Below are 10,494 nucleotides of genomic sequence, written 5' to 3'. Positions count from 1 at the left end.
GCCGCGCCCGCTGTAACACGGTGATCACCGACCTGGCAGCCCCGCCACGGCTGTACCCGCCCCACCCAGCACCCCGATCCCGCTGTCACGGGGCTGCCAGAGCCGCGATCAACGTGTTACAGCCGCCAACCGCACCCCAGAGCCGCGATCAACGTGTTACAGCCCGCCCCGCAGCCCGCCCGGCAGCCCGCCGGCAGCCCACCCCCGCCCCACCTCCCACCCAGCAAGATTCCCCCTGCCACGGCAGACGGCGAGATGCCCGCGCACTGTCCCCGGATCCCCGTACGCTGCTGCAGCATGGGCATCGAGTTCCGGGGCGTCAGCAAGACGTACCCCGACGGGACGGTCGCGGTCGCTGAGTTCAGCTGCGAGGTCCCGAGCCACCGGACCCTGGCGCTGGTCGGCACCTCGGGGTCCGGGAAGACCACGCTGATGCGGATGGTCAACCGGATGATCGACCCGACGACCGGCACGGTGCTGATCGACGGCAAGGACGTGCGCTCCCTCGAGAAGGTCGCGCTGCGGCGCTCGATCGGCTACGTCCCGCAGGCCGGCGGGCTGCTCCCCCACCGCCGCGTGATCGACAACGTCGCGACGGTGCCGGTGCTCAACGGCGTCGCGAAGGCGGCGGCGCGGGAGACGGCTGACGGGCTGCTCGCCAAGGTCGGGCTCGACCCGGCGCTGGGCAGGCGGTTCCCCGGCCAGCTCTCGGGCGGGCAGCAGCAGCGGGTGGCGGTGGCGCGGGCGCTCGCGGCCGACCCCAACATCTTGCTGATGGACGAGCCGTTCGGTGCGGTCGACCCGATCGTGCGGCGCGACCTGCAGGACGAGCTGCTCGCGCTGCAGTCCGAGCTGGGCAAGACGATCGTGCTGGTCACCCACGACATCGACGAGGCGTTCCGGCTCGGCGACGAGGTGGTGATCCTCAGGACCGGCGGCGTCATCGCGCAGGTCGGCACCCCGCAGCAGATCGTCGCCGACCCGGCCGACGACTTCGTGCGCGACTTCGTCGGCAGCGACCGCGCCGAGCGCACGCTGCGCACGGTCGAGATGGACGGGCGCCGCGTCGTCGTCGACGGCGACGACCGCCCGGTCGGCGTCCTGGCCTGAGGCGGCCGCGATGACCTGGCTGGAGGCCAACCGCTCCTGGGTGCTCGAGCTGCTCTGGCAGCACCTGCTCCTGTCCGTGCCCGCCGTCGCGATCAGCGTCGTGGTCGCCGTCGTGCTCGGCCGCGTCGCCTGGCGCTGGCCGCGGGTCGGCTCGGTCGTCCTCGGCGTCGCGAGCCTGCTCTACTCCGTGCCCGCGCTGCCGCTGCTCATCGTGGTCCCCGTCCTGCTGTCGATCCCGCTGCGCAGCGAGACCAACCTCGTCGTCGCGCTGGCCGTCTACGGCACCGCCCTCCTCGCCGGTACGGCGGCCGACGCGTTCCGCACCGTCGACGTGCGGGTCCGCGAGGCGGCCGAGGCGATGGGGTACTCCCGGCGCGGCCTGTTCTGGCGCATCGACCTCCCGCTGTCCCTGCCGGTGCTCATCTCCGGCATCCGCGTCGTCGCGGTCAGCACGGTCAGCCTGGTCACGATCGGCGCACTCGTGGGCATCTCCAGCCTCGGCAGCCTGCTGACCGACGGATTCCAGCGCGGCATCCGCGAGGAGGTCGCCACCGGCGTGATCGCCACCATGGTGCTCGCCGTGCTGCTCGACCTCGCCGTCGTGCTCGCCGGCCGCGCGCTCACCCCGTGGCAGCGCCGGGTGCGGGGCGACGCGCGGACCGCCCGCACCACGCCGGACCGGGACCACCCAGCCGGCACCGCCGGCACCACCAACCCCGCCGGCACCGCCGGCACGGCCGGCCCCGCCGCGGAGGTGTCGGCATGAACCTCTTCGGCGACGCCCTCGCCTGGATCCTCGACGGCAGTCACTGGGGCGGTCCGTCCGGCATCGACGCCCGCCTCCTGCAGCACCTGTGGGTCACCTTCGCCGCCGTCGGCATCGCCGGCGTGGTGGCGATCCCGCTCGGCGTGCTCATCGGCCACACCGGCCGCGGCCGCCTCGTCGTGGTCGCGCTCGCCGGCGCCGTGCGGGCCGTGCCGACCCTGGGCCTGCTCACCCTGCTCGGCCTGTGGCTCGGCATCGGCATCGAGGCCCCGCTGCTCGCGCTGGTCGCGCTCGGCTTCCCGTCCCTGCTCGCCGGCGCCTACGCCGGCATCGAGGCGGCCGACCCCGGCGCCGTCGACGCCGCCCGCGCCCTCGGCCACAGCGAGTGGCAGATCGTCACCCGCGTCGAGCTCCCCCTCGGCGCCGACGTGCTCATCGGCGGCATCCGCGCGGCCACGCTGCAGGTCGTCGCCACGGCCACCCTGGCGGCGTACATCTCCGACACCGGCCTGGGCCGCTACCTCTTCGCCGGCCTCAAGAGCCGCGACTACCCGCAGATGCTGGCCGGTGCGCTGCTCGTCGCCGCGCTCGCGCTCGTCCTCGACCTGCTCCTCGGCGCCGTCCAGCGCGCCTCCCGCGGCCGCACCCGCGACCGCGGCACCCTGACCCGTGGTCCCGCCGGGGCCGCACCCTCGAAAGGTTGATCATGACCCGCTTCCCCCTGGGCCGCCTCGGCCTCACCCTCGTCGCCGCCAGCGCGCTGACCCTCAGCGCCTGCGGCGACTCCGACGACCCGCTGTCCTCGGGCAACGACGGCGGCTCCTCCACGATCGTGATCGGATCGCAGGACTACTACTCCAACGAGATCATCGCCGAGATCTACGCCCAGGCCCTCGAGGCCGAGGACTACGAGGTCGACCGGCAGTTCCGCATCGGCCAGCGCGAGGTCTACCTCCCCGAGATCGAGAACGGCTCCATCGACCTGTTCCCGGAGTACACCGGCCCGCTGCTGCTCGCCCTCCAGCCCGACGCCACGGCCACCAAGCCCGACGAGGTGTACGACGCCCTGGCCGACGCGCTGCCCGACGGGCTGCGGCTGCTCGAGCAGTCCCCGGCCACCGACCAGGACTCCTACGTCGTGACCCGCGAGTTCGCCGAGAAGTGGGACATCACCACGATCGAGGACCTCGCCAAGGTGACCGACAAGCTCGTCTTCGGCGCGAACTCCGAGGCCGAGAGCCGCCCGAACGGCCCGAAGGGCCTGAAGAACACCTACGGCGTCGACGTCACCTTCACGCCCATCGAGGACAGCGGCGGCCCGCTGACCGTCAAGGCGCTCAAGGACGGCGACATCCAGATCGGCATCATCTACACCGCCGACCCGTCGATCCAGAAGAACGACCTGGTCACCCTCGAGGACACCAAGGGCCTCTTCCTCGCCTCCGCCGTCGTCCCCGTCGCCAGCGACGACGTCGACGACGACGCCGCCGAGGTGATCGACGAGATCAGCGCCGCGATGACCCCCGAGGACCTGATCGCGCTCAACGCCCGCAGCGTCGAGGAGAAGCTCTCCCCGCAGGTGATCGCCAAGGAGTGGCTCGCCGAGAAGGACCTCGACTGACATGATCCCGGCATGACCGGCGTCGCCCTCGTCGCCCGGTCGATGAGCACAGCCCCGGTGGTTGAGGTGCGACGAGCGCCAGCGAGGAGCCTCGAAACCACCGGGCCCGACAGGCGGACTGTGACCGCCACAGCCACGTAGGCAGGCCCGGAGGTTTCGAGGCTCGGCGCCGGGGCGCCTCGCACCTCAACCACCGGCAGAGGGCACGACACGCAGCCCCCCGGTGGTTGAGGTACGACGAACACAACCCCCGGTGGTTGGGCCTCGAAACCACCGGGCCCGTCAGGCGGACCGTGACCGCCACAGCCACGTAGGCAGGGCCGGAGGTTTCGAGGCTCGGCCGCGGGCGGCCTCGCACCTCAACCACCGGCAGAAGGCGCCTGTCACCCGGTGGATGAACGCCCCCCGGTGGTTGAGGTGCGACGAGCGCTAGCGAGGAGCCTCGAAACCACCGGGCCCACGCGGCGGACTGTGCCCGGGCTGGCTAGCGCCCCAGCGGGTACAGCGCGCGCATGGCTGACTCTCCCACCCCGCTGCGCGCGCTCGTGCTCTGCTGCACGCTGCGCAAGTCCCCGTCCGACTCCAGCTCCGACCTGATCGGCCGCCGCGTTCTCGAGGCGCTGGCCGAGCACGACGTGGCCGGCGACATCGTCCGCGTCGTCGACCACCCGGTCGCGTTCGGCGTGAGCACCGACGAGGGCGACGGCGACGCGTGGCCGCAGATCCGCCAGCAGGTGATGGACGCCGACATCGTCGTCATCTCCACGCCGATCTGGCTGGGCCAGCCGTCGGCGGTCTGCAAGATGGTGCTCGAGCGCCTCGACGCCGAGATCAGCGAGACCGACGACGAGGGCCGGATGCTGACCTGCGGCAAGGTCGGCGCGGTCGCGGTCGTCGGCAACGAGGACGGCGCGCACCACACCAGCGCCGAGGTCTACCAGGCGCTGTCCGACACCGGCTTCACCGTCCCCGCCAACGGCGTGACCTACTGGGTCGGCGAGGCGATGCAGGGCACGGACTACCAGGACCTCGACCCCGAGCCCGAGAAGACCGCGACGACCACGAAGACCCTGGCGGCCAACGCAGCCCACCTCGCGCGGCTGCTCAAGGCGTCGCCGTACCCGCCGGCGTGACCACCCCGGCGGACGGCTCAGGCCGCGTCGCGCTCCAGCACGAAGAAGTACGGCGGCGCGTCGCGCAGGTCCATGCAACCCAGCAGGGTCCGCTCGTCGACCCGCCGGAACAGGTCGATGATCGGCAGGTGGTCGTAGCTCATCCCGGCGGTGACGACGCCGCGGTACTCCACGTTGCGCAGCCGCGCCCGGTGCTTGCTGGTGCGCAGCGCTGGCAGCGCGGCGCCCATCACGGCGCGACCGCGGGCGACCACACCGTCCGGGATCTTGTCGACGATGCCGAACGGGATCCGGCGCGGGTCAGCGGCGATGATCTTGCCGCTGGGCGCGCGGAACAGCAGCGGGTGCACCTCGTCGACGGAGTCGAACTGCTTGCCGTACCAGCCGGACGCCTCGAGCAGGCCGTCCATCGGGTGGCCGGTCGCGAGCTCGCGGCCGTGCCAGCGACCGGTCAGCTCCTCGGCGCGCACCGCCGGGAGCGTGTCGAAGAACGCGAGGGCGTCCTCGAGGGCGCAGGCGGGCTCGAGCTCGGCGAGGCGGTCACTGGGAATGACAGTCATGCTGTCATTGTCACGCATCGCCGGTCAGCCGGGCTCCTGCGCCCGCTTCTTGACCTCGGCCCAGCTGAACCGCTGCCGCAGCGTCGGGCCGCTCGGGGCGCCCTCCTGCTGCTTGGCCCACTCCGAGTAGTCGGCGTAGGAGCCGGTCGCCCCCGGCGAGCGCAGGTACGACGCCACGATCGCCACGACGTCGTCGTCGGTCCAGCGCCGCGAGTACGAGCGGGTCTTGTTGGCCGCCACGCCCGCCCGTGCGCAGGCCTCGTTCCACGAGCCGATGCGCCGGATCAGCAGCGCCGGCGAGGCCGCGTCGTCGTGGGCGCGCTGCCAGGCGTCGTACGCCGCGGCGGTCAGCGGTTCGCCCAGCTCCGCCGCGGCTGCGGCGACGCCGGCGATGAGCTGGTCCTCGGAGAACTCGGGCGAACGCATCCCGCCACCGTAGCCGCGATCCGGGCAGTCGGCATGGCGCCGTCTGCCAGCATGGCCCGATGAGCCCGAGCATCCTGTGGTTCCGGCGCGACCTGCGCCTGGGCGACCACCCGGCGCTCCTGGCCGCGGCCGCCGACGGCCCGGTGCTGCCGGTGTTCGTGCTCGACGACGCGTTGCTCGGGCCTGCGGGCGCGGCCCGTCGCGCGTTCCTGGTCCGCTCCTTGCGCGCGCTCGACGCCGCCCTGCGCGAGCACGGTCCGGGACTGGTCGTGCGCCACGGCCGGCCGGAGGAGGTGCTGCCCGAGCTCGTCGCCGAGGTGGGGGCGTCCGCGGTGCACGTCTCCGCCGACTTCGCGCCCTACGGCAGCGCCCGCGACGCCCGCGTCGAGGAGGCGCTGGGTGACGTGCCGCTGGTGCGCACCGGGTCGCCGTACGCCGTCGCCCCGGGTCGGCTGCTCAACGGCTCCGGCCAGCCCTACAAGGTGTTCACGCCCTTCTTCAAGGCATGGGTCGACCACGGCTGGCGCGCGCCGGCGGAGTCCGACCCCGCGCAGGTGGACTGGGTCGACACGTCCGGTCGCGGCACGGACGCGGACCTGCCCGACGAGCCGGACCTCGGGGACATGGAGCTGCCCCCGGCGGGTGAGGCCGCGGCGCTCGAGCGGTGGGAGGAGTTCCGCGGCACGCCGTACGACGACGTCCGCGACCGGCCCGACCTCGACGAGACCTCCCGGATGTCGCCCTACCTGCGGTGGGGCGCGATCCACCCGCGCACCATGCTGGCCGACCTCGACGCCCGCAGCACGCACGAGGCGACCTTCCGCAAGGAGCTGAGCTGGCGCGAGTTCCACGCGCACGTGCTGCATTTCTGGCCGGAGTCCGCCCGCGACTACTACAAGCCCGACCTCAAGGGCCTGCCGTGGGCGGAGGGTCGCGAGCGCGACCGGCTGCTGGAGGCGTGGGCGCAGGGCCGCACCGGCTACCCGATCGTCGACGCCGGCATGCGCCAGCTCCTCGGCGAGGGCTGGGTGCACAACCGGGTGCGGATGATCGTCGCGTCCTTCCTGGTCAAGGACCTGCACGTCGAGTGGCAGCACGGCGCCCGGCACTTCATGCGCCACCTCGTCGACGGCGACCTCGCCAGCAACCAGCTCAACTGGCAGTGGGTGGCCGGCTCCGGCACCGACGCGTCGCCGTACTTCCGCATCTTCAACCCGACCACGCAGGGCAAGAAGTTCGACCCCGACGGGGAGTACATCCGCCGCTGGGTGCCCGAGCTGACCGACCCCACGCTGGGTGAGTACCCCGAGCCGATCGTCGACCACGCCGAGGAGCGGTCCTCGACGCTCGAGGCCTACCACCAGCTGCGCCAGGGGCAGGACTGAGCATGGCGACGGCGTTCGTGGTCGGCAGCGGGCCCAACGGGCTCGCCGCCGCCCTGACCCTCGCCCGCGCCGGGGTCGAGGTCACCGTGCTCGAGGCGAGCCAGCACGTCGGCGGCGGCGCCCGCACCCACCAGCCGTTCGGGGACGGCGTCCTCGTCGACCACTGCGCCGCCTTCCACCCGATGGCGGTCCGCTCCCCCGCCCTGGCCGGGCTCGAGCGGCACGGCCTCGAGTGGGCGTGGCCGGAGGTCGACTGCGCGCACCCGTTCGACGACCAGCCGGCCGCGCTGCTGCACCGCTCGGTCGACACCACCGCCTTCGGGCTCGGCCCCGACGCGGGCCGCTGGCGCCGGCTCTTCGGCGCCACGTCGCGCGCCTGGGACCGGCTGTCCGCCGACATCCTCGGCCCGGTGCTGCACGTGCCGCGGCACCCGCTGCTGATGGGCCGCTTCGGCGCGCCGACCCTGCTGCCCGCCGTACGCCTCGCCGGGGCGTTCCGCACCGACCAGGCCCGCGCGCTGCTGCTCGGGACGGCGTCGCACTCGATGCGCCCGCTGACCGAGGTGATGTCGTCCGCGATCGGGCTGGGCATCCTCACCGCCGGGCACAGCGACGGCTGGCCCGTCGTCGTCGGCGGCACGCAGGCGCTCACCGACGCGATGCTCGCCGAGCTCACCGCGCTCGGCGGCCACGTCGAGACGGGGATCGAGGTCACGTCCGCGCGCCAGCTCCCGCCCGCCGACGCCGTCGTGCTCAACCTCGCCCCCGACGCCGTGCTGCGCCTGTACGGCGACCGCCTCCCTGCCGCGACCCGCCGGTCCTACCGGCGCCACCGGTTCGGGCCGGCCGCCTTCAAGGTCGACTTCCTCGTCGAGGGCGGCGTGCCCTGGCGCGACCCGGACGTGGGTCGCGCCGGCACGGTGCACCTCGCCGGGTCTCCGGACGAGATCGTCGCCAACGAGCGCACGACGTCGGCCGGGCGGATGCCGGAGCGCCCGTTCGTGCTGCTGGGCCAGCAGTTCCTCGCCGACCCGTCGCGCTCCCGCGGCGACACCCACCCGGTCTACGCCTACGCCCACGTGCCGGCCGGTTTCGACGGCGACGCGACGGAGGCGATCACCGCCCAGGTCGAGCGCTTCGCCCCCGGCTTCCGCGACCGCGTCCTCGACGTGCACGTCACCCGCCCCGCCGACTTCGCCACCGGCAACGCCAACTGGGGCGGCGGCGACATCCTCACCGGCGCCAAGGCCCCCGCCGGCCTCGTGCTGGGTCCTCGTCCGGGCCGCAACCCCTACCGGACCGGCATCCCCGGGGTCTACCTCTGCTCCGCCGCCGCCCCACCCGGCCCCGGCGCCCACGGCATGGCCGGCCACCACGCCGCCCACCTCGCCCTCGCCGACCTCCGCCGCTGAACCCCACCACAGTCCGCCATGCAGGCCCGGAGGTTTCGAGGCTCCTCGCTGGCGCTCGTCGCACCTCAACCACCGGGAGTCAGGCGACGCGAACCCAAGGCTTGCCGCCACCCGGACCCAGCCACCTGCCGGAGCCAACCGCGCGCGCGGCAGCGTGGCGCCCGCGCCGAAGGCGCGTCGACGACAAGTGCGGGCCGAGCTCGCGAGTGCCCGCGCGCCGTCGTCGACAGGCGACACGCTCGGGCGAATGACMCGTGAGGCGCCCCAGCGCCGAGCCTCGAAACCAGTGGCCCGATGCACCGGGCTGTGCCCGCCGCAGTCCGCCGGAAGGCCCGGAGGTTTCGAGGCTCCTCGCTGGCGCTCGTCGCACCTCAACCACCGGGAGTCAGGCGCGCAGCCGCCCGAACCGCCGCTGGTTGAGGTGCGAGGCCGCCCACGGCCCAGCCGTCCGCCGCTGGTTGAGGTGCGAGGCGCCCCAGCGCCGAGCCGTCCGCCGCTGGTTGAGGTGCGAGGCCGCCCGCGGCCGAGCCTCGAAACCAGCGGCACCGGTGCACCGGGCTGTGACCGCCGCAGCCCGCCCGACAGGCCCGGAGGTTTCGAGGCTCCTCGCTGGCGCTCGTCGCACCTCAACCACCGGGAGTCCGGCGAAGGGAACCCGAGGCTTGCCACCCTCGACCGGCGACGCGCTCGCGCCGTCATGTCAGCATGAGCATCGACCAATCCGCCAGCCGATCGGCAACGAATCACCAGTGATGGTTGACGTGAACCCCTCCCACCCCGACCACGGCAGCGGCAGCGACACCGCTGCCCGGACCGACGCGGTGCCCCGGCCTGCCTTCACGGACTGGTGGCTGCCGCCGGACCCGCGGGCGCTGGTGCTGGTGCTGCACGGCGGCACGCAGCGCAGCGTGCTGCCGGTCGACGGGCGCAGCCTGTCCTGGCGACGGGCGCGGGCGGTCGGTCGCCACGTGGCGGGCAAGGTGCGCAGTGACGGGGTCGGCGTTGCGCTGCTGCGCTACGGAGTCAAGGGCTGGAACTCCGGCCGCGGCTCCGCGCCGGCGCCGGTGATCGACGCGCGCTGGGCGCTGGAGGACATCGCGGAGCAGCACGACGTACCGGTCGTCGTCCTGGGGCACTCGATGGGCGCGCGCACGGGGGTCGCGGTCGCGGACCACCCGTCCGTGCGCGGCGTCGTCGCGCTCGCGCCGTGGTTGCCGCCGGAGGACTCGGTCGAGCCGCTGGCCGGCAAGCTGCTGCGCGCGGGCCACGGGCAGCACGACCGGATCACGTCGGCGCGTGCGACGAAGCGCTTCGTGGACCGGGCCTCGTCCGTCGCGGACGCCGAGTTCACCGACATGGGCCCGCTGGGGCACTACCTGCTGCGCGGCTTCCCGCGCTGGAACGCCTTCGCCGTCGACAGCGTGCGCGAGGTCATCGACCGCACCGTGCACTGACCGGATCCGCCTGGCTCACCACCCGGCCCGCGGACGGGGTGGGGGTCGGGACGGGTTCGGGTCAACCTCGCCGTCAGGGCGAGGAAGGGAGCGTCAGGCTGCTTCGTCGTCGAGGTCGGCGCGGGCCTCGCGGACCAGGCCGAGGAGCCAGGCGATCGGGGGCAGGCCGGTGGCGGCGTGATCAGCGGCCTCGCGCCAGGCCCGCACGTAGGCCTCGCGGCACAGGTCGTCGGCGTCGGCGGGGTCGCGAGCGAGCAGCAGGGCCAGGCGGTAGACCTGGCGGCAGGTGGCGTCGTAGAAGGCCGCGAAGGCCTGCTGGTCCCCCTGCGCCGCACGGCGCAGCTGCTCGGCCGGGTCGACCGCGCCGACTGCGACCGAGCGGGTCGTTCCGGTGGGATTCATCGTGACGCTCATCGCGGTCTCCCTTGATCGCCCTGCGGAAACTTACACAAGATTGTTGAACGGTTTGTTTAGATTTATGCTGTGAGCATGCACCATCCCGACGCCGACGCGCAAGCCCCCGGCCCCGCCTCCCGTGACGCGGCCGGCGGCGAGGCAGCCGACCTGACCATCGGCGACCTCGCCCACCAGGCGGGCGTGAGCACGTCGGTCCTGCGGATGTGGGAG

General features: G+C 73.6%; 11 protein-coding genes. 8 read left to right on the top strand and 3 right to left on the bottom strand.

Features of this window, described 5'->3' with window-relative positions:
* Window positions 1–297: 297 nt before the first annotated feature.
* The 5 genes from L615_RS13580 (at window position 298) to L615_RS13560 (ending at window position 4,630) form a co-directional block, all read left to right on the top strand.
* Complete coding sequence (locus L615_RS13580) at window positions 298–1,110, top strand: ABC transporter ATP-binding protein (RefSeq protein ID WP_036517654.1); 813 nt, start codon at window positions 298–300, stop codon at window positions 1,108–1,110.
* Between the two features lie 10 nt (window positions 1,111–1,120).
* Entirely contained in the window at window positions 1,121–1,876 is a 756-nt protein-coding gene (locus L615_RS13575; protein ID WP_084255093.1) for an ABC transporter permease, read from the top strand.
* Window positions 1,873–2,580, top strand: a complete 708-nt coding sequence (locus L615_RS13570) for an ABC transporter permease (RefSeq protein WP_051485772.1) — start codon at window positions 1,873–1,875, stop codon at window positions 2,578–2,580. Before L615_RS13575 ends, L615_RS13570 begins: the two co-directional genes overlap by 4 nt.
* A gap of 2 nt (window positions 2,581–2,582) precedes the next feature.
* Entirely contained in the window at window positions 2,583–3,497 is a 915-nt protein-coding gene (locus tag L615_RS13565) for an ABC transporter substrate-binding protein (protein ID WP_036517656.1), read from the top strand.
* Window positions 3,498–4,009: 512 nt separating this feature from the next.
* The gene (locus L615_RS13560; protein WP_145725396.1) at window positions 4,010–4,630 is read left to right on the top strand and encodes a flavodoxin family protein; all 621 of its coding nucleotides are present in this window, start codon (window positions 4,010–4,012) and stop codon (window positions 4,628–4,630) included.
* Window positions 4,631–4,647: 17 nt separating this feature from the next.
* Here L615_RS13560 and L615_RS13555 read toward each other — a convergent pair whose 3' ends face one another.
* On the bottom strand, window positions 4,648–5,190 hold the full coding sequence (locus tag L615_RS13555; protein WP_028655684.1) for a DUF4334 domain-containing protein: 543 nt from the start codon (window positions 5,188–5,190) through the stop codon (window positions 4,648–4,650).
* A gap of 24 nt (window positions 5,191–5,214) precedes the next feature.
* Window positions 5,215–5,616, bottom strand: a complete 402-nt coding sequence (locus L615_RS13550) for a homing endonuclease associated repeat-containing protein (protein WP_028655685.1) — start codon at window positions 5,614–5,616, stop codon at window positions 5,215–5,217.
* 59 nt (window positions 5,617–5,675) lie between these two features.
* On the opposite strand from L615_RS13550, the gene L615_RS13545 reads away from it, so the two are divergent.
* From L615_RS13545 to L615_RS13535, 3 genes are all read left to right on the top strand, one after another.
* Window positions 5,676–7,001 carry a deoxyribodipyrimidine photo-lyase gene (locus L615_RS13545; RefSeq protein ID WP_145725395.1) on the top strand — a complete coding sequence of 442 codons (1,326 nt, stop codon included), beginning with the start codon at window positions 5,676–5,678 and terminating at the stop codon, window positions 6,999–7,001.
* A gap of 2 nt (window positions 7,002–7,003) precedes the next feature.
* Window positions 7,004–8,413 carry an NAD(P)/FAD-dependent oxidoreductase gene (locus L615_RS13540; RefSeq protein WP_145725394.1) on the top strand — a complete coding sequence of 470 codons (1,410 nt, stop codon included), beginning with the start codon at window positions 7,004–7,006 and terminating at the stop codon, window positions 8,411–8,413.
* Between the two features lie 761 nt (window positions 8,414–9,174).
* Entirely contained in the window at window positions 9,175–9,867 is a 693-nt protein-coding gene (locus tag L615_RS13535) for an alpha/beta hydrolase (protein ID WP_261376689.1), read from the top strand.
* Between the two features lie 93 nt (window positions 9,868–9,960).
* Here L615_RS13535 and L615_RS13530 read toward each other — a convergent pair whose 3' ends face one another.
* The gene (locus L615_RS13530) at window positions 9,961–10,269 is read right to left on the bottom strand and encodes a sigma factor (RefSeq protein ID WP_186449863.1); all 309 of its coding nucleotides are present in this window, start codon (window positions 10,267–10,269) and stop codon (window positions 9,961–9,963) included.
* Window positions 10,270–10,494 lie beyond the last annotated feature (225 nt).

It is taken from the genome of Nocardioides sp. J9, assembly GCF_007829375.1.
Lineage (GTDB): Bacteria > Actinomycetota > Actinomycetes > Propionibacteriales > Nocardioidaceae > Nocardioides.
This window is presented reverse-complemented; position numbering and strand designations above follow the sequence as displayed.